The 25910-nt window shown below is 71.8% G+C and carries 24 protein-coding genes and 1 tRNA gene; 9 read left to right on the top strand and 16 right to left on the bottom strand.

Annotated features, from left to right (window positions below; genetic code table 11):
• Positions 1-3: 3 nt before the first annotated feature.
• The 6 genes from ACYVNR_RS07065 to ACYVNR_RS07040 form a co-directional block, all read right to left on the bottom strand.
• Positions 4-1638: a peptide ligase PGM1-related protein gene (locus ACYVNR_RS07065; protein WP_461047488.1), complete on the bottom strand. Its 1635-nt coding sequence runs from the start codon at positions 1636-1638 to the stop codon at positions 4-6.
• A complete protein-coding gene (locus ACYVNR_RS07060; protein ID WP_461047487.1) occupies positions 1638-2807 on the bottom strand; it encodes a response regulator in 1170 nt (389 codons plus the stop codon). The genes ACYVNR_RS07065 and ACYVNR_RS07060 overlap by 1 nt, the downstream gene beginning before the upstream one ends.
• The gene (locus ACYVNR_RS07055) at positions 2804-3199 is read right to left on the bottom strand and encodes a response regulator (RefSeq protein ID WP_461047485.1); all 396 of its coding nucleotides are present in this window, start codon (positions 3197-3199) and stop codon (positions 2804-2806) included. Before ACYVNR_RS07055 ends, ACYVNR_RS07060 begins: the two co-directional genes overlap by 4 nt.
• The gene (locus tag ACYVNR_RS07050; RefSeq protein WP_461047483.1) at positions 3196-5892 is read right to left on the bottom strand and encodes a GAF domain-containing protein; all 2697 of its coding nucleotides are present in this window, start codon (positions 5890-5892) and stop codon (positions 3196-3198) included. Before ACYVNR_RS07050 ends, ACYVNR_RS07055 begins: the two co-directional genes overlap by 4 nt.
• A 204-nt stretch (positions 5893-6096) precedes the next feature.
• A tRNA-Met gene (locus tag ACYVNR_RS07045) sits at positions 6097-6170 on the bottom strand.
• Between the two features lie 144 nt (positions 6171-6314).
• On the bottom strand, positions 6315-9317 hold the full coding sequence (locus tag ACYVNR_RS07040; RefSeq protein WP_461047481.1) for a UPF0182 family membrane protein: 3003 nt from the start codon (positions 9315-9317) through the stop codon (positions 6315-6317).
• Positions 9318-9438: 121 nt separating this feature from the next.
• Between ACYVNR_RS07040 and ACYVNR_RS07035 the strand changes: the two genes are divergently transcribed.
• Both ACYVNR_RS07035 and ACYVNR_RS07030 read left to right on the top strand, forming a co-directional pair.
• Positions 9439-9639: a hypothetical protein gene (locus tag ACYVNR_RS07035; protein WP_461047479.1), complete on the top strand. Its 201-nt coding sequence runs from the start codon at positions 9439-9441 to the stop codon at positions 9637-9639.
• A complete protein-coding gene (locus tag ACYVNR_RS07030; protein WP_461047477.1) occupies positions 9636-10166 on the top strand; it encodes a PPA1309 family protein in 531 nt (176 codons plus the stop codon). The genes ACYVNR_RS07035 and ACYVNR_RS07030 overlap by 4 nt, the downstream gene beginning before the upstream one ends.
• A 54-nt stretch (positions 10167-10220) precedes the next feature.
• On the opposite strand, the gene ACYVNR_RS07025 is transcribed toward ACYVNR_RS07030, so the two are convergent.
• Both ACYVNR_RS07025 and ACYVNR_RS07020 read right to left on the bottom strand, forming a co-directional pair.
• A complete protein-coding gene (locus tag ACYVNR_RS07025; protein WP_461047475.1) occupies positions 10221-11360 on the bottom strand; it encodes a YlbL family protein in 1140 nt (379 codons plus the stop codon).
• Positions 11357-11833 carry a molybdenum cofactor biosynthesis protein MoaE gene (locus ACYVNR_RS07020; protein ID WP_045193055.1) on the bottom strand — a complete coding sequence of 159 codons (477 nt, stop codon included), beginning with the start codon at positions 11831-11833 and terminating at the stop codon, positions 11357-11359. Before ACYVNR_RS07020 ends, ACYVNR_RS07025 begins: the two co-directional genes overlap by 4 nt.
• A 152-nt stretch (positions 11834-11985) precedes the next feature.
• On the opposite strand from ACYVNR_RS07020, the gene ACYVNR_RS07015 reads away from it, so the two are divergent.
• The gene (locus tag ACYVNR_RS07015; RefSeq protein ID WP_461047473.1) at positions 11986-13758 is read left to right on the top strand and encodes a zinc-dependent metalloprotease; all 1773 of its coding nucleotides are present in this window, start codon (positions 11986-11988) and stop codon (positions 13756-13758) included.
• The gene (locus ACYVNR_RS07010; protein ID WP_461047472.1) at positions 13755-14333 is read left to right on the top strand and encodes an NUDIX hydrolase; all 579 of its coding nucleotides are present in this window, start codon (positions 13755-13757) and stop codon (positions 14331-14333) included. The genes ACYVNR_RS07015 and ACYVNR_RS07010 overlap by 4 nt, the downstream gene beginning before the upstream one ends.
• 369 nt (positions 14334-14702) lie before the next feature.
• Here the strand turns inward: ACYVNR_RS07010 and ACYVNR_RS07005 are convergent, their stop codons facing one another.
• A complete protein-coding gene (locus ACYVNR_RS07005) occupies positions 14703-15254 on the bottom strand; it encodes a YgjP-like metallopeptidase domain-containing protein (RefSeq protein WP_461047470.1) in 552 nt (183 codons plus the stop codon).
• 189 nt (positions 15255-15443) lie between these two features.
• Here ACYVNR_RS07005 and ACYVNR_RS07000 point away from each other — a divergent pair, with 189 nt between their 5' ends.
• The 3 genes from ACYVNR_RS07000 (at position 15444) to ACYVNR_RS06990 (ending at position 18298) form a co-directional block, all read left to right on the top strand.
• Complete coding sequence (locus ACYVNR_RS07000) at positions 15444-15605, top strand: DUF5679 domain-containing protein (RefSeq protein ID WP_020143053.1); 162 nt, start codon at positions 15444-15446, stop codon at positions 15603-15605.
• Between the two features lie 186 nt (positions 15606-15791).
• Positions 15792-16763: a hypothetical protein gene (locus tag ACYVNR_RS06995; protein ID WP_461047468.1), complete on the top strand. Its 972-nt coding sequence runs from the start codon at positions 15792-15794 to the stop codon at positions 16761-16763.
• A 203-nt stretch (positions 16764-16966) separates the two neighbouring features.
• A complete protein-coding gene (locus ACYVNR_RS06990) occupies positions 16967-18298 on the top strand; it encodes an ABC1 kinase family protein (RefSeq protein ID WP_461047466.1) in 1332 nt (443 codons plus the stop codon).
• Between the two features lie 7 nt (positions 18299-18305).
• Here ACYVNR_RS06990 and ACYVNR_RS06985 read toward each other — a convergent pair whose 3' ends face one another.
• The 6 genes from ACYVNR_RS06985 to ppk2 all read right to left on the bottom strand — a co-directional run bounded on the left by ACYVNR_RS06985 (position 18306) and on the right by ppk2 (position 22904).
• A complete protein-coding gene (locus tag ACYVNR_RS06985; protein WP_458798456.1) occupies positions 18306-18500 on the bottom strand; it encodes a hypothetical protein in 195 nt (64 codons plus the stop codon).
• 215 nt (positions 18501-18715) lie between these two features.
• The gene (locus ACYVNR_RS06980) at positions 18716-18850 is read right to left on the bottom strand and encodes a hypothetical protein (protein WP_458798457.1); all 135 of its coding nucleotides are present in this window, start codon (positions 18848-18850) and stop codon (positions 18716-18718) included.
• 74 nt (positions 18851-18924) lie between these two features.
• Positions 18925-19212 carry a WhiB family transcriptional regulator gene (locus ACYVNR_RS06975; RefSeq protein WP_458798458.1) on the bottom strand — a complete coding sequence of 96 codons (288 nt, stop codon included), beginning with the start codon at positions 19210-19212 and terminating at the stop codon, positions 18925-18927.
• 312 nt (positions 19213-19524) lie between these two features.
• Positions 19525-19785, bottom strand: coding sequence for a hypothetical protein (locus tag ACYVNR_RS06970; protein ID WP_458798459.1), 261 nt, complete (start codon positions 19783-19785; stop codon positions 19525-19527).
• A 144-nt stretch (positions 19786-19929) separates the two neighbouring features.
• Entirely contained in the window at positions 19930-22068 is a 2139-nt protein-coding gene (locus ACYVNR_RS06965; protein WP_461048290.1) for an ATP-dependent DNA helicase UvrD2, read from the bottom strand.
• The gene (ppk2, locus tag ACYVNR_RS06960) at positions 22065-22904 is read right to left on the bottom strand and encodes a polyphosphate kinase 2 (RefSeq protein WP_045193244.1); all 840 of its coding nucleotides are present in this window, start codon (positions 22902-22904) and stop codon (positions 22065-22067) included. The genes ACYVNR_RS06965 and ppk2 overlap by 4 nt, the downstream gene beginning before the upstream one ends.
• Positions 22905-23016: 112 nt before the next feature.
• Between ppk2 and ACYVNR_RS06955 the strand changes: the two genes are divergently transcribed.
• Complete coding sequence (locus ACYVNR_RS06955; RefSeq protein ID WP_045193243.1) at positions 23017-23286, top strand: mycoredoxin; 270 nt, start codon at positions 23017-23019, stop codon at positions 23284-23286.
• Positions 23287-23295: 9 nt separating this feature from the next.
• Here ACYVNR_RS06955 and nudC read toward each other — a convergent pair whose 3' ends face one another.
• The gene (gene nudC, locus ACYVNR_RS06950; RefSeq protein ID WP_458798461.1) at positions 23296-24276 is read right to left on the bottom strand and encodes an NAD(+) diphosphatase; all 981 of its coding nucleotides are present in this window, start codon (positions 24274-24276) and stop codon (positions 23296-23298) included.
• Positions 24277-24373: 97 nt separating this feature from the next.
• Between nudC and ACYVNR_RS06945 the strand changes: the two genes are divergently transcribed.
• Entirely contained in the window at positions 24374-25897 is a 1524-nt protein-coding gene (locus ACYVNR_RS06945) for a phosphotransferase (protein WP_461047462.1), read from the top strand.
• The last annotated feature ends 13 nt before the right edge of the window (positions 25898-25910 follow it).

Below are 25910 nucleotides of genomic sequence, written 5' to 3'. Positions count from 1 at the left end.
GGATCAATCGAGACCCTCGCCGAGGCGCCCCGGTTGCTGCACCGGGAGCGGCACCGGAAGGGGCACGAGTGACGCGCGTGCCTCGGCGAGCAACGCCGACTCCGCCCGGTCGAACACATCCTGGGCGGAGTCTGGCGTGTCACCGATGGCCGTCATGCCGACCCGGCCGCACTCGGTGATCGAGCTGATCATGTGGAAGACGACGCCGGACTGCCTCGCCTGGTCGAAGTGCAGGCCGGTCCGGGCGATGAGGTCGAAGAGGTCCTCCACCCGGAGACCCTTGAGGGCGGGGTCTTCGAGGTGGTCGGTCGCGACGAGGTGGCGCACCTGCCCACCCGGGGTCCGGAAGAGTCCCTCCTCGTGGTGGTAGAGGCCGTCGGTGAGGAACTGCAGCGTGAGAAACGGGTGGGTCGTGCCTCCTCGGCGCAGGTTCACCTCGATCGCGTGCGCCGCCCATCGGGTGCCGTGGCGCACGACGACGAAGTCGAGGGCGAAGCGACCGATGACGCCCTTGTCCGCGAGCACCCGACAGACCTTCTCCGCCTCGCGCGTGATGAGGGTCGCGTATGCCGGGTCGGCCGGGAAGCGCGCCCCGAGGTACATCTGCCCGGTCGGACCGCCGAGGACCTGGTCGTGGGTCGAGAGGATCTCCAGCTCACCCAGCGGTGTCACGCGCATCTGGACGCTGGGGCTTCGCACCTCGTCGCCGACGACGCGTTCCTCGAGGATGCCACCCCGCTCACCCAACCGGTCCAGGTAGGTGGCCGGCGACACGCTGTCGTCCTCGAGCTGCATCCCTGCGACGCGCTCCGCGACCATCCTCCGCAAGACGGCGCCTGCCGCGTCGGCTTCATCCTGAGTGGGGAGACCGCGCAGGTCGACGGTGGCGTTTCCCGACCCCGAGGCCCCCTCGTTCAGCTTGACCATGGCCCACTCGGCCGTCGGCCGGGCGCGGTGCAGCGCCAGGGCGGCTTCGACCAGGTCATCCGTCGTGTGCAGGTCCTCGGCGCCGAACGGGTACTCGACCCCGGACTCCGCGAAGACCCGGCGACAGCCCGACTTCGTGCCCAGCGGGAAGAGGCGCGGGTCGGGGGAATACATGGGGATGCCGAGCAGCAGGGCGAGGTCACGCTCCTGCGTCGTGCTGTTGTAGGGGATGAGGTGGCTTCGCGCGGTGTCCGGGACGAGCGAGGCGATGTGCGCCACCAGCCGCGGCCGGGCGAGCAGCTTGTCGGTCAGGGGTGCGGGCGAGGAGTCGCCGACCGAGACGAGCGACAGCCGGGCCCGCGCGTGGCTGGGGATCACGCCGGGCAGGAGGGAGAGGTAGTACTCGATGATCGCCTCGCTGACCGGCATCGAGGTGATGTAGACCATGCGCAGCCGGGGCTGCCGCAGCAGCAGGAGCAGGAAGAGGAAGCGCTCCTCCATGGCCTGGTTGAGCGCCCCTGACCAGTGGCCGATCCGGTCGAGGCTCATGGACGGCATGACGACCACCGACTCGTTGGGGTCGTCGCGCCGTATCCGCGACCAGATTCCTGGCAGGCGGCTCTGGAGGTCGCCGAAGAGCCTGTCGCGATCGTCGTCGGAGAGGCTCATGAGGTCTTCGGCCGCGTAGCCGTTCGGGGTTCGGTCGTGCATCACGGAGCCTCCTGGATGGTCGGAGTGTCGTCGGTCAGGCCCAGCACCTCGTGGACCTCCAGCGGCCGGGCGATGCCCCGCAGCTCGAGCGGTCCGAGGGAGCGTGTGACGAAGCGCCCGTCCAGTCCCGCGCGCACGCGCGGGCTGACGAGCACCTGGCGCGCGGACGCCGCTGCGCACAGCCGGGCCGCCACGTTGGTGACGGTGCCGATCGCGGCGTAGTCCCACCGCCCCTCGAACCCCACCCGTCCCAGGGTGGCGTAGCCCTGCGCGATCCCCACGCCGAAGCCGAGGTCGTAGCCACGCCTGCGCCAGGCTGCCGCGAGCTCGTCGACCCGGTCGCGCATGGCGAGCGCCATCCGGACGGCTCGCTCGGGCGCGTCCGGGCACGGTGGCGGGTCGTTGAAGAACACCATGAGACCGTCACCCGCGAAGTGCTCCAGAGTCCCCTCGAAGGCGAACACGAGCTCACCCAGCACCGCGTGGTACTCACGGAGCACCGACGTCGTCTCCTCGGGTTCGGCCGTCTCGGCGAAGGCGGTGAACCCGCGCAGGTCGGTGAAGACCGTGGTGATGTCGCGCCGGTGGCTCTCGAGGAACGACTCGTCGCCCGACTCGACGATGAGCCCCGCGATCTGCGGGGAGAGGAAACGCCGCAACCTACTGAGGCGTTCGAGGTCCTCCACCTGCGCCGCGACCCGGGACTCGAGCTCGGAGTTCCACCGCTCGAGCGCCGCAGCCTGTTCGACGACGGTGGCGTGCAGGCGCCGGACCCTGGCCAGCGACCTCACACGCGCGACGAGCTCGGACTGGTCGAAGGGCTTGGTGATGAAGTCGTCGGCACCGACCTCGAGGGCGCGCAGCCGCTCCTGCGTGCCGCTCGCGGTCAGCATGACGACCGGCAGGAGCGCGGTGCGGGGGTTCTCCTTGATCGCCGCGCACGTCTCGTAGCCGTCGAGCCCGGGCATCAGCACGTCGAGGAGCACGACGTCGACGTCCGCCTGCGCCAGTGCCTGCAGGGCCGCCTCTCCCGACTCCTCCGACCTGACCAGGAAGCCGCGCGGCTCGAGCACGGCATGCAGCAGCTTCCGGTTCTGCTCGAGGTCGTCGACGACGAGCACGCGGACGTCGGTGAGCGGCGGCGTCGGCGAGCCGCTCGTGGCTGTCATTCTCGGCTGCCGTCGGGGTCGCGGGGAAGGTGCCGCCGCACCTGGGCTGCGAACTCACGAACGCTGATCGGCTTCTCGAGGTAGCCCGAGAACCCTGACACGAGAGCACGTTCGCGGTCATGGCGCATCGCCAGGGCGGTGAGCGCCACGACCGGGATGTGCGCGGTCGGCCCGTGCTCACGGATCAGGTCCAGCGCCGCGAAGCCGTCGATGCCCGGGAGCTGGAGGTCCATGAGGATGACGTCGGGCAGGGTGGCCCGGGCCAGCTCCACCCCCTCCTCGCCCGTCGTGGCGACGACGACGGCGAACCCGGCGTACTCCAGCACGTCACGGGCGAGCTTGAGGTTGCGTTCGTTGTCCTCCACGAGCAGGACAACCGGTGGACGGGTCATGACGGCTCGTCTCCTGCGCCACGGTCGCGGTGGGCCGAGGCCACGGATGCGAGACGGCGCGCAAGCCGTGGCAGGTCGAGCCCGGACTTCTCCGCCACGAAGGCGATCCGACCCTCGAGTCGCGACCGGTCCTGTGGCGTCAGGGACTTCGCGGTCAGCACGACGATCGGCGGCCCCTCCGAGTCTCGTTCCGGACGAAGCTCGTCGATGACGGCGAAGCCGTCTACCTGCGGCATGAGGAGATCCATGACGACGACAGAGGGTGACACGGTGCGCACGACGTCAGCCGCCTGCTGGCCACCCGTGCACGTGTGGACGGTCCAGCCCAATGGCTCCAGGGTGCTGCGGACGAGCTTGAGCGCGAGCGGATCGTCGTCCACGACGACGACGCTCAGCCCGTTCTGCTCGTCCGGCACACCCCCGGGTGACACCGGCAGCAGCCTTGTGACGGCAGCGAGGAGGTGCTCGCCCCTCACCGGCTTGACGAGGTACTCGGTCGCGCCGAGCGCGAAGCCGCGCCCGCGCTCCGGTTCGACGCTGACGATGACGACCGGCACGTCGGATGTTGCCGGGTCCGACTTGAGCTCGGTGAGCACGTCCCACCCGTTCATGCCGGGCAGGTGGATGTCGAGGACGACGGCAACCGGGTCCTCGCTCCGGACGAGCTCGAGCCCCAGCTCCCCCGTCTGAACGGCCACGGCCCGAAGGCCGGCGGCGCGCAGGTGCAGCCCGACCAGCTCTGCCGAGCGCGGGTCGTCCTCGATGACGACCACGGTGGGACCGGTGGCGGTGCCCTCGTCCTCGCCCCAGAGGTCGCGCACGGGCTCATCGGTGCGGTCCGGCTGCGGCACGACGATGCCGAAGGTGCTGCCGCGGCCCGGGGCACTCGTCACCCACAGGCGGCCACCGTGCAGCTCGATGATGCGGCGGCTGAGCGTGAGGCCGAGACCCGTGCCCTCGACGGACCGCGCGGTGCGCTCGCCCTGCTGGAACGAGTCGAAGATCCGCTCCTGGTCGCTCGGGTCGATCCCGATCCCGGTGTCGGTGACGGTGACGTGCAGCTCGTCGCCGTCCCGCCAGGCACGCACCTGCACGTCTCCCCCATCGGGTGTGAACTTGACCGCGTTGCTCAGCAGGTTGAGCAGCACCTGCTTGAGGCGGAGCTCGTCGGCGGTCACGGGGCCGAGCGGTGGCGCGTCCAGCTCGAGGCGGATGGCGTGCACGGCGGCCCTTTCACGCACGAGCGAGAGCACCTGGACCAGCACGTCGTCCATCGGGAAGGTCGTGACGTCGAGCTCCATCCGACCTGCCTCGATCTTCGACAGGTCGAGGATGTCGGCGAGAAGGGCAAGCAGGTGGCGTCCGGCCGAGTGGATGTCCTGGAGGTAGTCCTCCTGGCGTTCGTTGAGCTCGCCGAACATCCGCTCCAGCAGCACCTCGGAGAAGCCGATGACAGCGTTGAGCGGCGTGCGTAGCTCGTGGGACATGCTCGCGAGGAACTCGGACTTGTGCCTGCTGGCGTCGGCCAGCTCGACGCTCTGCTGCTCGAGCTGCTGATAGAGGCGGGCGTTCGTCAACGCGACGGCCGACTGGCTGGCGAACGCCTCGAGCAGCTCGCAGGTCTCGTCGCTGAACGGGCCGGTCGTCTTGCGGCACACGACGAGCGCACCGACGACGCGGTCCGGGCGCATGAGCGGGATCGCGACCAGCGAGCGCCACCCCGCGGTCTGCAGGACGTCGAGGTGCGGGTCGAGGGGTCTCGGTTCGGCGTCGAGGTCAGCGATCTGGAGGACGGTCCGCTCTCGGGCGGCGCGGCCCACCCACGTGTGGTCGATGTGGATCTCGGCCTCGCGGAGGGCCTCGACGACGTCCGGGCTGGTGCCGTAGACAGTGCGCACCCCGAAGAGGCCGGTCGTCTCGTCGAACTCCATGAGCGAGCCGCCGTCGGTACCGGAGAGCCCGACGGCGTGGGACACGATGGTCCTCAGCACCTCGTCGGGCACGAGGGTCGAGCTGATGGCCTGACCCACCTCGGCCAGGGCTTCGAGCTGCTGCACCTTGCGGGCGAGCTCCGCGGAACGGCTCTCCAGTGCCGCGACGAGTTCCACGTGCCGGACGGCGAGCGCCGCCTGGCCGGCGAACGTGGTGAGCAGCGTCTTGGCGCCGTCGTCGAAGGGAGCCACCTCGTTGCGCCAGACGTTGAGCGAACCCACCACCTGGTCCCCCACGATCATCGGCGCCCCCATGATGGACCGGTAGCCGCCCAGCCGCTGGTAATCGGTGCGGCCGTACTCCGGGTCGGCCAGGACGTCGTCGATCTGCTGGACCGCTCGGTCGAGCGTGACCCGCCCGACGAGCGTCCCGCGGTCGCGGGCGATGGGGTGCTGCGCCGCGAAGTCGAGGTACTCGGGGCTGAGCCCGCTCGAACGTCCGAGCACGTAGGTGTCGCCCTGGACGAGAAAGATCTGCGCCACGTCGGCATCCAGCAGCCGGCGTGCGCTCTCGACGATCGCACCGAACACGTCGTCGCGGCTCGCGGTCCCGGAGGCCCCCCGGGTGAGCACGTCGAGGATGTCACTGGTCGCGCGCAGCTGTTGCTCGACCTGGGCCAGGCGTCCCCGATCGGTTCCGTGCGGGCTGCGGACGTCGTCGGAGCCGGCCTTGTCGTCGCCGGATCGCCTGAACTCTGCCATCGAGTCCCCCATCACACCGTGCACCGGGCTGCAGTCGTGGGTCGTCCCGTAGCAGTCTGCTCCTGCGCGGTGCGCATGGGGAGGGATCCCCGAGATCCGCACCTTTTGTGCCGGTCCATCCTCTGCCAGGACGATGCGGACGGGGAAGACACGAAAGGCCCCCACGCTGTGGGGGCCTTTCGTCACCGCGCGTTGCGCTGTTAGTAGCGGGGGCAGGATTTGAACCTGCGACCTCCGGGTTATGAGCCCGGCGAGCTACCGAGCTGCTCCACCCCGCGTCGGCAAGAGCAACGTTACGCGAAACCTCCCGCAGGACCAAATCGAGGTGACGACGCGCCCTCTGCACGCGACCCGACAAGCGAAACGGGCTGCGGCAGCACGCGATTCGCGTGCTGCCGCAGCCCGTTGGCGACGGATCGGCGTCAGGGGCCGGCCGTCGGGGTCGACTTCGGCGACGCGTCGACCGCGCGCTTCAGGGCGTCCTTGAGCTTCGTCTGGGCCTGGCCGTACGCCGCGAAGTCGCCACGCTTCAGCGCTGCCTCACCCTCGGCGTACGCCGCCTCGGCGTCCTGCAGCGCCTTCGACAGGGCCGCCGCGTTCGGCGCGCCCGTGGCCGGTGGCGCGGTCGGGGTGCCCGTCTGCGTCGGCGTCGGGGTGGGTGTCGGCGGCGTCGGGGTCGTCCCGTTGTCACCGGCCTGCGCACCCGAGGAGCCACCGAACAGGTCGTTGAGGGCCGCATCCAGGGATCCGGCCCAGGCGATCTTGTCGCCGAAGGCGACCGCCACCGCGGAGAGACGCGGGTAGGTGCCGGACCCGCTGGACTGGGCACGCACGTAGATCGGCTGCACGTAGAGCAGTCCCCCACCGACCGGCAGGGTCAGCTGGTTGCCGAAGATGACGCTCGCGCCGGTCGACGACGTCGTCGAGATGAACTGCGCCAGCGTGAGCTGCCGGCCGAGCGAGGCGTCGTTCGAGGTCACCGTGGACGTGCGCATGTCGTTGTAGACCTGGCCGGGACCCGTGGACCCGCCGTTGGTCTCGAGCAGCCGCATCTTGCCGTAGTTCGGCGACTTCTTGCCCGTCTCGGACCCGGCGTCACCGTCGACGGCGAGGAACCCCGACAGGACGTTGCGGTCTCCCGTGGGGATGAAGGTCGACGTGAGCGAGAAGGCAGGCGCCTGCTGGCCCGGCATGGCCAGCGACAGGTAGTACGGCGGCTGGAGCAGGTCCTGCCCGGACTGCGTCGGGTCGTCGGGCACCCGCCAGAAGTTCTGGCCTCCGTAGAACGAGGCGGCGTCGCGGTCGTGGTACTTCTCCAGCAGGGTGCGCTGGACCTTGAAGAGGTCCTCCGGGTAGCGCAGGTGCGACATGAGCGAGCCCTTGATCGTGCTCAGCGGCTGGACCGTGCCCGGGAAGATCGACATCCACGCCTTGAGCACGGGGTCCTTCTCGTCCCACTGGTAGAGGGTCACGGTGCCGTCGTACGCATCGACCGTCGCCTTGACCGAGTTGCGCACGTAGTTGACCTGTCCGGCCTGCACGGCACGCACCGAGTTGCGCGTGCTCGTCACGGCGTCCTCGGTGGCGGTGTCGAGGGTCGTCGTCTCGGAGTACGGGTAGTTCGACGAGGTCGTGTAGCCGTCGAGCACCCACAGCACCCGGCCGTCGACGACCGCGGGGTACGCGTTGCCGTCGAGCGTGAGCCACGGCGCGACGCGCTGGACACGGTCCCGAGGGGTGCGGTGGTCGAGGATGCGCGACCCGTCGCTCACCTGGTCGGAGAGGAGGAAGTTGATCTCGCGGTACTTCACGGCATACGCGAGGCGCTTGGCGGCGTCGAGCGGGACGCCACCGGTGCCCTTGTAGGTGTAGCTGATCTGGCCCGTGCCCTGCGGGTCCGGGTAGTCGAACTCCTTGTTGGCGCCGACGATGGAGTACTCCGGCGAGCTCTCGCCGAAGTAGATGCGCGGCTCGTACTTGCCGAGCGCGCCCTCGCTGCCGATCTGCGACTCGAAGAAGCTGGGCCGCCCGTCGGTGGTGCGCGTGTTGCCCTTGGCCGCGACGACGCCGTAGCCGTGCGTGTAGACGGTGTGGTCGTTGAGCCAGTTGCGCTGCCCGTCGGGCACGCCGCTGAGGTCGAGCTCGCGCGCCGCGATGACGGTGTCCTGCGACTTGCCGTCGATCTGGTAGCGGTCGACGTCGAGCACGTCGGCGAACTGGTAGTAGCCCTTGCTCGCCTCGAGCTGCTTGAAGGTGGGGCTCACCACGTTGGGGTCGATGAGGCGGATGCCCGGGACCGTCGCCGCGTCGTTGCGCAGCGCGTTCTGGGTGGCGACGCTCTTCGTGTCATAGGGCTTGACGTCGATCTGGTCGAAGCCGTAGGCCACCCGGGTCGCGTCGATGTTGCGCTGGATGTAGGGCACCTCGAGCGACTTCTCGGAGGGGCGCACCTTGAGGGACTGCACGAGCGCCGGGTAGATGCCACCGACCGCGACGACGATGACGGCCAGGACCGCGACGCCCACGAGTGGCAGGCGCCACGAGCGCGTCCAGATCGTCGTGAGGAACATGATCGCGCACATCACCGCGGCGACCGCGAGGATGCCCTTGGTCGGGATGATCGCGTGCGACTCGGTGTACTGGATGCCGGTGATCTTCGTCGACTGGGCCGTTGCCAGGTTGTAGCGGTCGACCCAGAAGGCGACGGCCCGGACGAGCACGAGGGCCGCCGCGATGGCCGACAGGTGCACGCGCGCGGCGTGCGTCGAGCGCATCTTGTTGCCGGCGACGATGCCGCCGTAGAGGTAGTGCGTGAACGCGGCGGTGATGAAGCCGATGACGAGGATCATCGTCAGGAAGGCGACGACGAAGTTGACCCACGGCAGGTCGAAGACGAAGAAGCTGACGTCGAGGCCGAACTCGGGGTCGCTCGTGCCGAACGGGTTGCTGTTGCGCCACAGCAGGAACGTGTCCCACTGCGTCGCCGCCGAGAGGCCGGCGAAGAGCCCAACGGCGAGCGGCGCGGCGACGGTGGCCGTGCGACGCATCGGCTCGACGAGCTGGCGGTAGTGCTCCATCGCCTGCGTCTCGGGCGACGGCGCGTAGATCGGCCGGCTGCGGAAGGCGATGTGGATGCTCGACCACACCATCGCCGCCGTGAGGAGGCCACCGACCACCCCGAGGAGCAGCTTGGTGACGAGCTGGGTGGTGAAGACGCCGGAGAAGCTGACCGACTGGTACCACAGCACCTCGGTCCAGAACTGTGCCGCGATGGCGATGACCACCAGCAGGGCGGCGGCCACCACGAGGGCGGTGACGAGCGGGCGCCGGGTCGGCGGCAGCGTGGCCGCCTCCGCACGCCGGGGCGCGCCGGAGTCGTCGTCGTTGAAGTTGCCCGGCGGGGGGCCGAAGTTGCTGTCGCTCACGTGGCGTGCCTTGGGTGCGAGGGCGGGCAGGTGGTCGGGCGGACCCGGTGGCGGCCACCTCGGGCCGCCTGCGGCAACCATAACCCGCGCTCGCCGCGAGCCCGCGGGGCGATACCGCACCGTGACCCGCGCCCGCGTACTCATCCACCCCTACGCGCGTACGCGTCCACCGACCACGCGCGTACGCGTCCACCAACCACGCGCGTACGCGTCCACCAACCACGCGCGTACGCGTCCACCGACCACGCGCGTACGCGTGCACCACCTGCGCACGTACGTGCCGACCGGCCACCCCGCGCCATACGGCAGCATGGGGGCGTGAACGCGCAGCCCGTCATCGACCCCCTCGCCATCGCCGCCCTCGACACCGAGCGCCACGTCGCGGCCAGCGGCTGGGACCAGCCGGCCCGGCTCTTCGCGCTCGTGCGCACCGCCGACCTGCTCGAGCGCGAGCCCCAGCTGCGCGACCAGATGGGCCCGGCCGACCTCGCCGAAGGGGCCCTCACCGCGGTCGAGCAGGAGGGCCTGCCGACGACGAGCTCGCTCGAGACGCTGCTCGGCCGGCTCGCGTGGCCCGACGAGGTCGACGGCTGCGCCTTCGCCATCGAGCGCATGGTCGTGCCGCCGGAGGCCGAGCGCGACCTGCCCACGCGCGGCGACGACGCGGTCGACCACCTGGCTGCGCACCCGGACCGCAAGGACGTGCGCCTCGTCGTGGCTGTCCTGCGCGACGGCTCGTCGATCTGCCTGCTGCGCCAGCGCGACCACGACTCCGACGACGCCGTGGCGACGGGCAAGGACATCGCGCCCGGACTCGTCGAGGCGCTCAAGGCCACCTTCGAGGACTAGCCCGAGGCCGGGCCCGCGAGAGCCTCCGATGGTGCGGCGCCCCTCGGGCACGTCTCAGCAGCGCGGCAGCGAGCCCGTCTGTCCCTTGGCCACGGCCTCGACCGCCGCGCGGGCGTCGTCGAACGTGCCGACCTTGAAGACGTCGAGCCCGTCGGGCACGTGCCCGACCACCTCGTCGCAGTTGTCGGCCGGGGCGAGGAAGGACTCGGCTCCGTCGGCGCGGGCACCGGCGAGCTTCTGGTGGATGCCACCGATCGGCCCGACCTTGCCCTCGTCGTCGATGGTGCCGGTGCCGGCGATCTGACGCCCACCCGCCAGCGGGCCCGGCGTCAGCTTGTCGTAGATGCCGAGCGAGAACATCAGGCCGGCGGACGGACCACCGATCGCGCCCGCGTCGATCTTCACCGTGGCCGGGAAGTCGTGGTCGAGGCCGAGCAGCACGCCGAGCGCGGTGCGGCCCTGCTGACCCTCGATCGTCGGGACCTCGAGCTGCTGCTCCTTGCCGGCGCGGGTGATCGTGAGCGACACGGTGTCGCCCGGCCGCGACTTCTGCAGGGCGTCGCGGACGGCCTGCGTCGTCGTGATCGCCTCGCCGTCGATCTCGGTGATGCGGTCGCCGACCTTGAGCAGGTCCTTGGCCTTCGAGGCGTCGGTGAGGCCGGCGACGGCGATGTGGGTCGGCACGTCCTTGCCGATGGCGCGCAGTGCCACGGCGGTCGCCTCCTCCTGCGACCCCTCCATCTGGATCGCGTTCTCCTCGGCGACCTGCTCCTTGGTGACCTGGGGGTCGAAGATGTCGTCGACCGGGAAGACGTCGCGCGCCGGGTCGACCCACGCCTGCAGCACGTCCCAGGCGTCGACGGGGTAGCCGGGGCCACCCTCGACGCGGACCGTCGTGAAGCGCAGCGCGCCGTCGGTGGGGTAGGTCGGCAGGCCGGTGATCGAGATGATCGGGGTCTTCTTGCCGTCGCCGGACGCGCCGAGGGTGTCCTGCGTGGGACCCGGGCTCATGACGGCATACGGCAGGTGGACCACGGAACCGACGACGGCGATCACGAGGAAGAGGAAGAAGGCCGCGAGCACGGCCTTGTTGCCGCGGGTGAGGGTGCCCCGGCCCTCGCCCTCGAGGAGCTCGGCCCGAGTGGGCAGCGCGGCGTCGCTCGCCTGCTCGGGCACGCGCTTGATCGTCTTCACGGCAGGCCCACCCACTCGTCGGCGCCGTCGGCGAACTGCTGGTGCTTCCAGATCGGGATGGTCGCCTTGAACTCGTCGATGAGCTGGCGGCACACCTCGAAGGCCTCGCCGCGGTGCTCGGCGCTCACCCCGACGACGACCGCGATGTCGCCGACCTCGAGGTGACCCACCCGGTGCACGACAGCGATCCGCACGACCCGGCCGTCGGCCGCGATCCGCTCGGCGAGCGCCCGTGCCGTGTCGGCCGCCTGCGGGTGGGCGGAGTAGTCGAGGTGAGTCACTGCCCTGTCGCCCCGGGCTGCCCCACCCTCGTCCGCGGCGGCCTCCGACGGAGCGGGGGCGGCAGGGGCGTCGTGGTCGCGCACGGTCCCGACGAAGAGGCAGGTCCCGCCCGCGCGCGGGGAGGAGACGCTCGCGAGCACCTCGTCGACCGACAGAGGCGTCTCACGGATCTCGGCAAGGGTGACCGTCACGCGGGCAATCGTATGCCGCTGAGGGGACCGTCGCGCCCGGCGAGCCCGTCGGGCGACACCCCACCGGGGAACCAACGGGGTCGATCCGTGGTTGTCTTGGATGAGCGGCCGCGTGGCCGGCGACACACCATTTCGAGTGGGGATGAGCAGGCATGGCCGACGACCGCGGACGCGGTGACGACAACCGCAGCGACCGGGACGACGAGCACCCGGACACCCCGGAGCCCCGGGACGAGCAGCAGCCTCAGGAGCCCGAGCGCGCTCCGGGCGACTCCCCCTTCGGCCTGCCGTTGAACCGGCCCGCATCCGGCGGCGCCGGTTCTGGGTCGGTCGGTCCCGGCGGCATGCTCCCCGACCTCGGCGGGATGGACGCCTCCGACCTCGGGGCGATGCTCGAGAAGGTGCTCGGCGAGGCTGCCGAGAACCCCGAGCTCGCCGAGGCGATGCGCTCGATGGGCGTGGACCCGAGCGACCCTGCGACGCAGGCCGCCATGCGGGCCCAGCTCGGCACGTTCATGGCCGCCCAGCAGTCCCCGACCGGTTCGCGTGACCTCGCCACCGAGGTCGCCCGCCGGCACGTGCTCGCCGTCGAGGGCAACGACGTGCACGACGACGCGGCCTCGCGAGCCGTGCACGACGCCGTCGCGGTCGCGACGCTCTGGCTGGACGAGCAGACCACCCTTGACTCCCCGTCGTGGCGGGCCACCGGCCTCAGCCGCGCGGAATGGGTCGACGCGACGATGCCGCGCTGGTTCGAGCTGATCGAGCCGGTGTCCGACGGAGTCACGGCCGCGACGTCCGACGCCATGCGCAAGCAGGTGGGCGAGCTGGGGCCCGAGGCCTTCGGCGAGGCGCTGCCCGAAGGCCTGCCCCCCGGCTTCGACCCGCAGCAGATGGTCGAGCAGTGGGCGCCGATGCTCGGCAACCTCAGCCGCCAGATGTTCTCCGCCCAGCTGGGCCAGGCGGTCGGGACCCTCGCCACCGAGGTGGTCAGCGGCACCGAGGTCGGCCTGCCCCTCACCGAGCCGGGCCTCGTCGCCCTACTGCCCGGCAACGTGACACAGCTGGCCGAGTCGCTCGAGCTCGACGTCGCCCAGGTGCGTCTCTACCTCGCCGTGCGCGAAGCGGCCCGCGTGCGCCTCTTCTCCCAGGTGCCGTGGCTCGGGCCCCAGCTGCTCTCGGCCGTGTCCGACTATGCCCGCAACATCACCATCGACACCGAGGCCATCGAGTCCGCGCTGTCGACGATCGACCCGTCCGACCCGGAGGCCCTGCGCTCGGCCCTGCAGGGCAACCTCTTCCGGCCCCAGCCCACCGCGGCCCAGCGCACGGCCCTCGGCCGCCTCGAGACGCTGCTCGCCCTGGCCGAGGGGTGGGTCGACCACGTCACCGACCGCGCGACGGCGGCACACCTCCCGCAGTCGGCGGCGCTGGCTGAGACCATCCGGCGCCGCCGGGTCGGCGGCGCAGCCCAGAAGACCTTCGCCGGCCTCGTCGGCCTCGAGCTGCGGCCGCGTCGCCTCCGTGACGCCGCGAACCTCTGGGCCGCGCTCGAGAGCGCCGGCGGCCAGAGCTTGCGGGACGGCCGCTGGGACCACCCCGACCTCGCGCCCACCTCGGCCGACCTCGACGACCCCATCGGGTTCGTCGAGCGGGCCACCGGCGGTGGGGCAGGCGGCCGGTCCACCGATGCCGACCTGGGCGATGGCCTGGGCGATGGACTGGGCGATGGACTGGGCGACGACCTCGGCGCGGGTTTCGGTGACGACCTCGACTCGGTGCTCAAGGGGATCCTCGACGAGGCCGACCGCGAGCGCGGTGGCGGGAAGCCGACGACGCCCGAGGGCGACGGGCCGGGCGAGCCCGGGCGCCCCGGCGACATCGGCAACCGCGACGAGCCCGGCGACCCCGGCGAGACCAGGTGACGGCGGCGACGGGTCCTGCCTGGCAGGCGCTGCACGACGACGCCGTCGCGCGCCTCGAGGCGTGGGTGGCCCCCGACGCCGAGCAGGAGCGGCTACGCATCACCTACCTCGAGCACCTCCGCGCCCACCCCGACGCGGTGAGCAAGGCCGGTCCCCCGGCCCACCTCACGGGGAGTGTGATCGTGCTCGACGAGACCGGGCAGTCGGCGCTGCTGACCCTGCACCGGCGTGCCCGGCAGTGGTTCCAGTTCGGCGGGCACTTCGAGGCCGGCGACGAGTCCGTCTGGGCGGCGGCGACCCGCGAGGCCCGCGAGGAGTCCGGCATCCCTGACGTGACGGCCCTGCCCGGGATCGTGCAGCTCGACCGGCACGTGCTGGACGGCGACTTCGGCACCTGCCGGGAGCACCTGGACATCAGGTTCGCCGCCGTCGCGCCCCGCTCCGCCTCGACGGCCGTCAGCACCGAGTCGGTCGACGTGCGCTGGTGGCCGGTCGACGCCCTCCCTGAAGGCACCCGCGACGAGCTCGAGCCGCTGGTCTCGGCTGCGGTCCGCGCCATCGGTGCCCGCGCCTGAGCGGGACAGAACGCCCATATCGGCCATGGGGGCGCACCGCCGAGTGTGATCTGCGTCATGCTCCGCTCCCACGACACGCCGTGCACGCCCTCGCAGACCGGTTTCCGAGCCAGCGTTGTCGTGCCCTGACCGGTGTGGCGCAGGCACGGGGTGCGCAGCGGCGCCGCGGACCACGGACGCACGGTCAGTGACGGCACAGGGGCTCGCAGTCCGTGCCGCGCGGGCAACGGAACAGCGCGCCGGGACGCTCGGCGGACGGACGCCAGGACCCCCGCTGCGGCCGCCCGAGCCGGCCGGGCGGCATACGGCCGGGCGACCGGGCGACCGGGCGACGAGGCGACGAGGCGACGAGGCGACGAGGCGCCGGGGTCAGTCGTCGCTGAGGTCGAGCCCTGCGGCGGCCGACACGCCCTGGAGGTAGCCACGCGCGCGCTCGAGCCGTGGGTAGCCACGCAGCAGCTCCCAGAACTCAGGGCCGTGCCCGGGCTGCAGCAGGTGTGCGAGCTCGTGCAGCAGCACGTAGTCGACGACCCACCCCGGCATGCCACGGAGCTTGTCGGACAAGCGGATCGAGCCCTCGGCAGGGGTGCACGAACCCCAGCGGGAGTTCTGGTTGCCCACCCACCGCACGCTCGACGGCACCGCCCGGCCGCCGAGGTGGTCACGGGAGAGCGTGAGCGCCCGCTGCTGGAGGTCGCCGTCGCTGCGCTGCCGGCGCTGCTCGGACGCCGCGACGCGAGCGACCATGGTGCGCACCCACTCGCCCTCCTCGGCCTGGCTCATGCGAGCCGGGACGAGCACGACGAGCCGCCCCTCCTGCCGGTAGGCGGACACCGTGCGGCGGCGCTTGGCGCTGCGGCGGACCTCGACGGTGACACCGTCGACCACGGTGTGCACCACCTCGCGCCGCGTCGTCGCCATGAGGGCAGGTTAAGCCAGCCGACCGACAACGGGGCGCAGCACGACACCGACACGTCCGGCAGCGCACGGCATACCCCATTTCGGGAGGCCACGCCAAGCGGGGATGAGCATGATTTCGTGCTCAGCGTGCTCTAGGGTTGAACGAGTCGAGGCGCCCGTCGGATGGGCGCCAGCAACAAGGAGACACCAATGGCTGACGAGACCTACAAGGGCGAGTTCTACTGCGTGAAGTGCAAGGAGAAGCGCGAGGCCGAGGGCAAGGTTGTCGTGTCCGACAACGGCCGTCGCATGGCCAAGGGCCAGTGCCCCGTCTGTGGCACGAACCTCAACCGCATCCTGGGCAAGGCCTGACAAGGTCACGCCGGCGTCGATGACGCCGCAGATCGAGGGGGGCGGGACCACACGGTCCCGCCCCCCTCGTGCGTCCCCGGGTGGCCGCAGCGACCTGTGGACGACCGCGGCGGCCGCGCGCGTGCTGCTGCGAACCTGACGACCGAGGGTGGTGCCGCAGCCGGCGCCACCGGGTCAGGAGGTCCGATGTCTGCTGCCGTGCCGCCACATCCCCGAGTGCCCGTGTGGCTCCGGCCCCTCACGCGACGTCAGGGTGAGGTGCAGTTCGGGGTGCTGCCCGACGGGCCAGTCGTCGAGGGCATCACGAGTGCCGAGGCCGCCCTGCTGGCACGCCTGGACGGCGCGCTGCCCCTTGCCGCCACCGACCGCATGGCGGCGGAGGCCGGCGTCCCGGTGGACCGGTGGCGGGCCCTGCTCGGGCTGGCTCACGACCTCGGCGTCCTCGTCGACCGTGCAGGCGACCGCGAGCCCTCGAACACGAAGCGGCCGGCTCGCGTGGTCGTCGACGGCTCCGGGCACCTCGCCGCCGAGATCGTGGCCGCCCTGGTGTCGAGCAACGTCGGGGTCGTGCACGGACGGGCCGCCCTCGACCGGGCGACGGCCTCCCCCGACCGACCCCGCCCCGACCTCGTGGTGCTCATCGGCTCTCCCCTCGTCGACCCCCGTCGTGGCGACCTCTGGCTGAGGCACGGCGTGCCGCACCTCCCGGTCGCGCCGGCCGGGCCCCGCACGACCATCGGCCCGCTCGTTCTGGCCTCACGCGACGCCCCGTGCCTGTGGTGCCTCGAACATCACCGCGCCGACCGCGACGACGCGTGGCCCACGGTGATCACGCAGGCGACACCACCGCGGCAGGTCGCGCTGGCGGGACCTCCCGAGGGCGTGCACGAGGCCCTGCCACCCGGCCTGGCGCAGATCGTCGTCGGCACGGTCACGCTCCTCGTCACGGGCGTGCTCGAGGGGCACCCACCGCCGCCGGGCGTCTCCGTCGAGGTGAGCCTGCCCTGGCCGCGCATGGACCACCGCCGCTGGCCCACCCACCCACTGTGCACGGCACACCCCGCCTCTGCACGAACGGCCGGTGCCTCGCCGAGGCTGCCGGAAGCGTCACGAGGTCTGCTCCGGCCGTCCGACGAGGCCCTGCGCCCCGGCGCCTGAGACACCCTGCATCGGTCTCGACTCGACGGCTGAACCGCTTGACGGGACGTCCCGGATCGAACGCCTGGACGCGTGCCATCACGCATCACGGCGTGCACGACATAGAGTCGGGGGCGGGAGCGAGCCCAGACGTGGCGCGCCCCGTTCGTCGTCGCCCTCGTGCCGCGAGGTCGACGTCGTCGATTCACCCGAGGAGGTGTGCCGTGACCGACCTGCCGCGCAAGGCCGTCGTGCGATCGGCCAAGCTCGCCTCCGTCCCCCTCGGCTTCGCCGGCCGCACGGCCCTCGGTCTCGGCAAGCGCCTCGGCGGCCGGCCCGCCGAGATCGTCGCGGCCGAGCTGCAGGCGCGCACGGCCCAGCAGCTCTTCCAGGTGCTCGGTGAGCTCAAGGGCGGCGCGATGAAGTTCGGGCAGGCGCTGTCGATCTTCGAGGCCGCGCTGCCCGAGGACCTCGCGGTCCACTACCGGGCCACCCTGACCAAGCTGCAGGACAGCGCGCCGCCGATGCCCACGACGTCGGTGCACGGTGTCATGCGCGCCGCGTTCGGCACCCGCTGGCGCAACCGCTTCGAGTCCTTCGACGACCACCCCGTCGCCTCGGCCTCGATCGGGCAGGTGCACCGCGCCGTCTGGAAGGACGGGCGCGACGTCGCCGTCAAGATCCAGTACCCCGGCGCCGGGGCCGCCCTCATGAGCGACATCCGGCAGATCAGCCGGGTGGCCAAGGTGGCCGCCGGCTGGGTGCCCGGCATCGAGCTCGGCCCCATCCTCGACGAGCTGCGTGACCGCATGGCCGAGGAGCTCGACTACCGCCTCGAGGCCGAGTCGCAGGCGGCCTTCGCCGCGGCCTTCGACGGCGACCCCGACTTCCACGTGCCCCACGTCGTCGACGGTCGCGAGCACGTCATCGTCTCGGAGTGGGTCGACGGCCTGCCGCTGTCGCGCATCATCGCCGATGGCACGCAGGAGCAGCGCGACACTGCCTCGCAGCTCTACCTGCGCTTCCTGCTCGCCGGGCCGGCGCGCGCGGGCCTGCTCCACGCCGACCCGCACCCGGGCAACTTCCGCATCACGCCGGACGGCCGGCTCGGCATCATCGACTTCGGCGCCGTCAACCGGCTGCCCGACGGCATGCCGCCCGAGATCGGACCGCTGCTGACCACCGGGCTCGAGGGCAGCGCCGAGGACGTGCTCGACGGGTTGCGCGAGATCGGCTTCGTCAGGAGCAACATCGACCTCGACCCGCAGCGGCTGCTCGACTACCTCGAGCCGTTCATGGCGCCGTTCCGCACCGACACGTTCACGTTCAGCCGTGAATGGCTGCGGGGGGTGTTCGCGCACATCAACGACCCGCGCCAGCCCAACTATGCCGTGGCCTACAAGCTCAACCTGCCGCCGGACTACCTGCTCATCCACCGGGTCTGGGGCGGGAGCATCGGCGTGCTCAGCCAGCTCGGCGGCACGGTGCACGGTCGCTCGCTGGTCGACGAGCTGCTTCCGGGAGCCGACCTGCCGCCCGTGGGCGAGGCGGGCTGACCGCTCGTCACCACCAGTCGGGGTCGAGCTTGCTCTCGATCGAGCGGAGGTTGTCGCGGCTGCAGCGCTCGCACGTCCATGTGGTGCGCCGGCCGTCGGTGCCGCGGCTCCAGGTGAGACGAGCCGCGGCCTGCTCGTCGGTGGGTGGGGTCGTGCCGCAGCCGGAGCAGACGAGCACCGGGACGATCTCTGAGGTGTCCATGGGGGTCCTCCCTTCCCTCCCTGTCAGTATCCGCCGGGGCGGGCGGCTCTCGTGGCGCCACGCGGGAATCCGGCGTGACCTTCAGGGGCAGCGACCCGACGCCTCGGGCGCGCGAGAAAGGCCCCGGGCATGAGGAACCGCGGGTGACGTGCGCGTCACCCGCGGCTCGCTCACTCGATTCAGTTGTCCTGCAACGCGCCCGACGGCGCGGTCGTTCACTTCTCGTTGTGGCGTCGCTTGGCGCGGATCTCCAGAGCGATCAGCCGGGCGCTGCGACGGATGCCGCTGCGCTCCAGACGCCGACTGTGCTCGTTGATCCGCTCGCGAGCCAGCATTTCGAGCTGGTTCATGACGATCTCCTGGTCTGTGAAAAAGGTTGGTGTTCAAGGTTTTCGACAACTGCGTCATGCGTCTTCACGCAAGCTCACGCAGCCACGGGGTGCTTGCGCGGACGGCCGCGGGGCCTCTTGCGAGCCACGACGGCGCCCTGGACGAGCAGCTGCCCGCCCCAGACGCCCCACGGCTCCTGGCGCTCGAGGGCGCCGGCGAGGCACTGCATCCGTGCGGGGCAGAGCCCGCAGAGGGTCTTGGCGAACTCGACGTCCTCCGGTCGCTCGGCGAACCAGAGCTCCGCGTCGTAGTCGCGGCACGGAATCGTCTCGCCGACCTGCTCGGCCTCGGTCCTCATGTCGATCAGTTCGCTCAGCTGCATCGTTCTCACCTCCGTCTCCGGGGCCCCCTCGGCCGGGCGCCCCTGCTCACTCGTCTCTGTCCTGCTCTCGGTACGGACCCGAAGGTCGGCACCGACGATGCGCGACTCGGTCCTGCTGCTCGGCATCCGAGGAGTCATCTCTTGTGTCCCTGATCTGTCCGGCGCCCGGTGGGGCGCTCTGCTGCGGTGTCGGTTACTGCGGGGTGGGGCGGCAATCGTTCCGGTGGCCACGGGAGCTTCCGGGGAAACACGAAGGCCGCGGACCCGGTGATGTCGGGTTCGCGGCCTGGAGGTGAGGCTTCAAGGTCTGTGTCAGACCGGGGGCCTCCCAGAGCGGGAGCGAACGACATCGGTGGTCTTGTAGGCGGGGGCGGACGTGCGGCCGAGGACCGAGACGTCTCCCGTGATCGGGGCGCGGAAATCGGCAACGCGGCCGCCCATGACGGCGGCGACGGACACAGTGGTCCCCTGGCCCTCGAACGTGGAGTCCGCAAGACGGATCTGGCCGGCTGCGCGCGGACGCACGGAAAGGACGCAGGTTGCTGCGTTCATCGTCATCGTGGTGATGTCCATCTGGCCGACCCTCCTATCTGCTTCTCGCGGTCCCCAGCCGGCTACCTGAGCCGTTGGGCTTGACGTCCTAAAGGGTACGCGTGCGCGTTGCGGGCGAACAACTGATTTAACGAAGTTTTCGAGACTATTTTTCGCTGGACACCCTCAGCCAGCGGATTCCTTTGCGGCAGAACGGCTTTCGAGCAACTCTTGCGGATCTGCCCCGCCCAGGATCGCCAGCACGTCGCTGCCGTACTGCTCCAGCTTGCGCGCCCCCACTCCGCTGATGGTCGAGAGGCCCGCCTCGTCGGAGGGTGCCTCCTCGGCGATCACCGTGAGGGTCGCGTCCGTGAAGACGACGTACGCCGGCACGCTGGCCTCGCGAGCCACCGCGAGCCGCCACGTGCGCAGGCGCTCGAACGTCGCCTCGTCGTAGGTGGGCGGGCAGTCGTCGCAACGGCCCACCTTCCGCTGCGCGGCCGAGACGAGCTCGGTGCCACAGCCACGGCAGTGCGCGATGCGCGCCACCTTGGGCGCGGACCGCTTGGAGGCGCCGGACCGGGCCTCGCTGCGGGCGCCCTGCCCGAGGATGCCTGCGGCCGGCGCGAGGAACCGCGAGACGCGACGGGTGGCGCGCGCACCCGGCGTGCGGGCTCCGGACCACGAGAGGAAGAGCTGCTTGCGCGCACGGGTGAGACCGACGTAGAGCAGGCGCCGCTCCTCCTCGATGGCATCCGGCCCTTCCGCCATCGAGATCGGCATCAGGCCGTCGGACGCGCCCACGAGGAAGACGGTGTCCCACTCGAGACCCTTCGCCGCGTGGAGGCTGGCCAGGGTGACCCCTTGCACGGCCGGCGCGTGCTGCTCGGCAGCGCGCCTGTCGAGCTCGGCGACGAGCTCGGGCAGCCGCGCGTCGGGAGCGGCCGCAGCCATGTCGTCGGCGAGGGTGGCGAGCGCGCTCAGCGACTCCCAGCGCTCGCGGGTGGCGCCACCGCCCGACGGCGGCTCGTGCGACCAGCCCGCGCCGGTGATGACGTCGCGGGTGATCTCGCCGAGGGACTTCTCGCCGTCGTCGCTGCGGGCTGCGCCGCGCAGCAGCAGGATGGCGTCGCGCACCTCCTTGCGGGCGAAGAACCGCTCGCCGCCGCGCACGAGGTAGGGCACGCCCGCGTCGGTGAGCGCCGACTCGAACGCCTCGGACTGCGCGTTGGTGCGGAAGAGCACGGCGATCTCTGCGGCCGGGTGACCGGACGCCACCAGGGACCGGATGCGCTCTGCCACCCCGGCCGCCTCGGCCGGGTCGTCGGGGTAGGAGGTCAGCTGCGGCTCGGGCCCGGGCTCACCCTGGGCGAGCAGCCGCACCGCACCTTCACGCGCCGCCTGCGTGCCGGACGCGACGATGGTGTTGGCCAGACCCACGATCTGCGGGGTGGAGCGGTAGTTGCGCACCAGGCGCACGACGTGCGCCTTGGGGAAGCGCTTGGAGAACCCGACGAGGTGCTTGGGGCTGGCGCCCGTGAAGGAGTAGATCGTCTGGGCCGGGTCACCGACGACGCACAGGTCGCTCCTCTCGCCGAGCCACTGGTCGAGCAGTCGCTGCTGGAGGTCGTTGACGTCCTGGTACTCGTCGACGACGAACTGGCGGTACTGGCTGCGCACCGTGCGTGCGATGTCCTCGCGCTCGTCGAGGATGCCGACCGTGAGCAGCAGCACGTCCTCGAAGTCGATGACCCCACGGCGCTGCTTGACGTCCTCGTAGGCCTCGAAGAGTCGCGCCATGGCCGTGAGGTCGAGGCCGGGTGGCTCACGCCGCTGCTCGCGGGCACGGGCGGCGTAGGACTGGGGGGTCAGCAGGTTGACCTTCGCCCACTCGACCTCGGCGGCGAGGTCGCGGATGGTCGTGCGGTCGAACTGCATGCGAAGCCGGCTGGCCGCCTCGGCGACGGCCGGCGCCTTGTGGCTCATCACCTCGGGCGCCGCGCCCCCGATGGCCTGGGGCCAGAAGAAGTGCAGCTGGCGCAGGGCGGCCGCGTGGAACGTGCGCGCCTGCACGCCCTGGACGCCGAGCCCGCGCAGGCGGGTGCGCATCTCGCCGGCGGCGCGCGCGGTGAAGGTCAGCGCGAGCACTCGCTGCGGCTGCTGCGCGCCCGAGTGGACGGCATACGCGATGCGGTGCGTGATGGCGCGGGTCTTGCCCGTGCCCGCACCGGCGAGGATGCAGAGCGGCCCGGGTGGGGCGAGGGCGACCTCGCGCTGCTCGGGGTCGAGCCCCTCGAGGATCTGGTCGGCGGAGGCGGAGGTCAGGAGCGATCACCCTTCGCGATGGCGAGCACCCGAGCGGCGTGGTCGGGCACGTAGTTCTGGGAGTCCTGGGGCGGCCGCTCGTAGCCGCGCGGCGCGGGTCGCTTCGGGACCGCCGGGACGTCGGGGGTCATCGCGACGTGCGGGATGGAGCCCAGGAGGTGGTGCATGACGTTGATGCGCGAGCGCCGCTTGTCCTCGGACTCGACGACGTGCCACGGCGCCCACTCGGTGCTCGTGGCCGCCATCATGTGGTCCTTCGCCTCGGAGTAGTCCTCCCAGCGCGTGATGGACTCGAGGTCCATCGGCGAGAGCTTCCACTGGCGCATCGGGTCCTTCGCGCGCGAGCGGAAGCGCCGCTCCTGCTCGACGTCGGACACGCTGAACCAGTACTTGCGCAGGATGATGCCGTCGTCGACGAGCATCCGCTCGAACACCGGCGCCTGCTCGAGGAACCGGGCGTACTCCTCGTCGGTGCAGAAGCCCATGACCCGCTCGACGCCGGCCCGGTTGTACCAGGACCGGTCGAACAGGACGATCTCGCCGGCGGCGGGCAGGTGGGCGATGTAGCGCTGGAAGTACCACTGCGTCTTCTCGCGGTCGGTGGGCGCCGGCAGGGCCGCGATGCGCGCGACGCGGGGACTGAGGTACTCGGTGATGCGCTTGATCGCCGAGCCCTTGCCGGCCGCGTCGCGGCCCTCGAAGACGACGACGACACGCTGGCCGGTCGACCGGACCCACTCCTGGAACTCGACGAGCCCGGCCTGCAGGCGACGGACCTCGGCCTCGTAGACGTTCAGGTCCATCTTGCGGGGTCGCTTTGCACCTTGCCTGGCCATGGGGTCATCCTTGCATCGAGGGACGACGTCCGCGGGACCCGTCCCCAACCCGCTCGGGGCCCGGAGCCCCGGCGCCCCACCAGCACGACGCACGCACGACGAATGGGAACCGATGCCCGAGCTCACCCCGGTCACGCCCGACGAGGGCACGATCACGATGTTCACCACGACGTGGTGCGGCTACTGCACGCGGCTCAAGGGCCAGCTGTCGCGCGAGGGCGTCCCGTTCACCGAGATCGACCTCGAGGCCAACCCCCAGCACGTCGACTTCGTCGAGCGCGTCAACGCGGGCAACCGCACCGTGCCGACGGTCGTGTTCCCCGACGGCACGGCAGCGACGAACCCCTCGCTGGCCGAGGTCAAGCAGCGCCTCGCCGGCTAGTACGGCACGTCACCAGCTCGGGGCGCGGCCCGCGACCACGGACTCCACCGTCGCGCCGAGCCAGCGCTCGATGATGCGCTTCGCGATCGAGATGCCGCTCGGCGTGCGGATGGCATCGCTGCGCAGCAGGTCGCGGTACTCCTCGCGGGTGACCCAGCGTGCCTCGGCCATCTCGACGGGGTCGATCGTCAGCTCGGTCTCACGCGTCGTCGCCGCGAAGCCGATCATGACCGACGACGGGAACGGCCAGGGCTGGTTGCCGAGGTAGCGGGCCGAGTCGATCGCGATGCCGACCTCCTCCGAGACCTCCCGGGCGACGGCCATCTCGAACGACTCCCCCGGCTCGACGAAGCCCGCCAGCACGGAGAAGCGCCCCTCCGGCCAGTGCGCCCCCCGGCCCAGCAGCAGGCGGTCGTCGGCGTCGACGACGGACATGATGACCGCGGGGTCGGTGCGCGGGTAGTGCTCGGTGCCGTCGCGCTCGCACCGTCGCACCCAGCCTGCCTCGACCGGTTCGGTCGGCGCTCCGCACCGGGGGCAGAAGCGATGGGTGGCGTGCCAGTGCGCGAGCGCCAGCGCGGTGGTGAAGACCCCCGCGTCACGCCCTCCGAGGGCCTCCCCCGCCTGGCGCAGCGTGAGCCATTCGCGCGTCTGCGGGTCGCCGGCCTCGTCTGACACGTGGCCCGCCGGCTCCTCCGGTGCCACCACGCCGACGTATGCCGTGCCGTCGGCGTCGCGCCCGAGGTGGAGTGCGAGGCGGGTGCGGTCCTCGGGCTCGGGCGCCCGGAGGACGAGACCCAGTGAGCCGTCGCCGGCGGTGCCGTCGGGAGCCACGACGCGCATGCGGTCGCCCCGTACCTCGGCCACACGCGTACCGGGGTCGGCGAGCAGCTCGGCGATGACACCGGGTCGCCGGCGTTCGTCGGCCGCCCGGTCCAGGGAGCTGCGGGAGAGTGCCAGGTCGGCCAGGGTCTCGTCGGTCAGGGCCACACGGCCCACCCTAGGACGGCCGGCGTCCCACGCGGCGGCGACCCGGCCCGGGCGCCGCCTCCCACGCTCAGGGGGCGCTTCGACTTACCGTGGACGCGTGACCCGTAGCCCGCTCTTCCTCGCCGCCCTGGCGAGCTCAGCCGTCCCGGGCCTCGACCCGGTGTCGGTGGAGGGCGTGCCGTCACGGCCCGGCGACCTCTTCGAGATCGCGTACGTGCAGGACTCCCAGGACCGCCGATGGGTCGTCAAGTGTCCGGCCACCCCCGCGGCCGGGGCCATGCTCGACGACATCGCACCGCTCTCGGGCCTGCTGGGGCGTCGTCTCGACGTCGCGATGCCCATGGTGCGCGGCTTCGCCCAGGTGCCCGAGGGCCGCGCCGCGGTCTACCTGCGGGTGCCGGGCCGGCCGCTGGACTTCGCAGGACTGCGACCGGGGAACCTGGCCGCGGAGGTCGGCCGCACGCTGGCCCACATCCACAACGTCGAGCACCTGCTCTTCGAGGAGGCCGGGAGGCCGACCTACGACGCCGAGGCCCACCGCCGACGCCGGCTGTCCGAGCTCGACCGCGCCGCGGCCACGGGGCACGTGCCGACGGCGCTGCTGACGCGCTGGGAGCACGCCCTCGAGGACGTCTCGCTGTGGCGGTTCGCGCCGAGCGCGGTGCACGGCACGCTCTCCGGCGAGAACGTGCTCGCGTCCTTCGAGGACGAGGACGACTCGTCCACGGGGCGGGTGCGCGGCGTGCTCGCCTGGGAGGAGAGCCGCATCGGCGATCCTGCCGACGACTTCGCCGAGCTCGCGAGGGTGACGCCGCCCGAGACCCTCGACGCCGTGCTCGAGGCCTACTCGCAGTCGCGGGTCGAACGGCCCGACGTCCACCTCGTGCGCCGCGCCCGGCTCGCAGCCGAGATGGCGCCCCTGCGCACCCTGCTCCACGCGCTCGCCTCCGGCCGCCTCGACGTCGTCGAGCGCACGGCCGACGAGCTGCGCGCGCTCGATGCCCGGGTCGAGGCCGACGACCGCCGCCACGCGCGGGAGGACGCCGAGCGCAGCGAGCGCACCCGGGCTTCCCGTGAGCGCGCCGAGGCCGTGCTCGACCCGGACGACCCGGAGCGGCCCGAGCCCGCGTGGGACGCGACCCAGCCGCACACGCCGTTCCCGATGCTCGGCCAGACCCAGGCGATCTCGACGACCGACCTGCTCGACCGTCCCGACCGTCCCGAGCTCAAAGCCTCCGGCGGCGCCGCCGCCTCGGATGGCCCGACTGCCTGGGCCGGCTCGGACCGCCTGGATGGCTCGGATGGCTCCTATGGCTCGAATCGCTCGGCTGGTGCAGAGCCCCCCGAGCCGGCCTGGGACGCCACCCAGCCGCACACCCCCTTCCCGACGCCCGGCGAGACCCAGGCGATCGCGACGGCCGACCTGCTCGACGACGAGACCGACATCGCCGTCGAGGAGTCGCAGCCCGTGCCCCTCGTCGCAGCGCACGCGGGCGCCTCGCCGTTCGAGATCGACGAGGTCGAGGCGCTGCCCGACGGGGTGAGTGACCTGCACGAGGGCGCATCGGACTTCGTGCCCGTGAACCACCCGGGGCACCCGGGCGACGCCCGCCGCGCCTGAGCCTCCCCCGTCA

The organism is Terrabacter koreensis (assembly GCF_054783315.1).
This window is presented reverse-complemented; position numbering and strand designations above follow the sequence as displayed.

Coding starts and splice junctions, on each gene's coding strand:
- ACYVNR_RS06985 (WP_458798456.1), bottom strand. CDS start 18,500: ATGGACACCTCAGAGATCGTCCCGGTGCTCGTCTGCTCCGGCTGCGGC.
- ACYVNR_RS07060 (WP_461047487.1), bottom strand. CDS start 2,807: ATGACAGCCACGAGCGGCTCGCCGACGCCGCCGCTCACCGACGTCCGC.
- ACYVNR_RS06980 (WP_458798457.1), bottom strand. CDS start 18,850: ATGAACCAGCTCGAAATGCTGGCTCGCGAGCGGATCAACGAGCACAGT.
- ACYVNR_RS07015 (WP_461047473.1), top strand. CDS start 11,986: ATGGCCGACGACCGCGGACGCGGTGACGACAACCGCAGCGACCGGGAC.
- ACYVNR_RS07065 (WP_461047488.1), bottom strand. CDS start 1,638: ATGCACGACCGAACCCCGAACGGCTACGCGGCCGAAGACCTCATGAGC.
- ACYVNR_RS06955 (WP_045193243.1), top strand. CDS start 23,017: ATGCCCGAGCTCACCCCGGTCACGCCCGACGAGGGCACGATCACGATG.
- ACYVNR_RS07000 (WP_020143053.1), top strand. CDS start 15,444: ATGGCTGACGAGACCTACAAGGGCGAGTTCTACTGCGTGAAGTGCAAG.
- ACYVNR_RS06975 (WP_458798458.1), bottom strand. CDS start 19,212: ATGCAGCTGAGCGAACTGATCGACATGAGGACCGAGGCCGAGCAGGTC.
- ACYVNR_RS06970 (WP_458798459.1), bottom strand. CDS start 19,785: ATGGACATCACCACGATGACGATGAACGCAGCAACCTGCGTCCTTTCC.
- ACYVNR_RS07055 (WP_461047485.1), bottom strand. CDS start 3,199: ATGACCCGTCCACCGGTTGTCCTGCTCGTGGAGGACAACGAACGCAAC.
- ACYVNR_RS07005 (WP_461047470.1), bottom strand. CDS start 15,254: ATGGCGACGACGCGGCGCGAGGTGGTGCACACCGTGGTCGACGGTGTC.
- ACYVNR_RS07050 (WP_461047483.1), bottom strand. CDS start 5,892: ATGGCAGAGTTCAGGCGATCCGGCGACGACAAGGCCGGCTCCGACGAC.
- ppk2 (WP_045193244.1), bottom strand. CDS start 22,904: ATGGCCAGGCAAGGTGCAAAGCGACCCCGCAAGATGGACCTGAACGTC.
- ACYVNR_RS06995 (WP_461047468.1), top strand. CDS start 15,792: ATGTCTGCTGCCGTGCCGCCACATCCCCGAGTGCCCGTGTGGCTCCGG.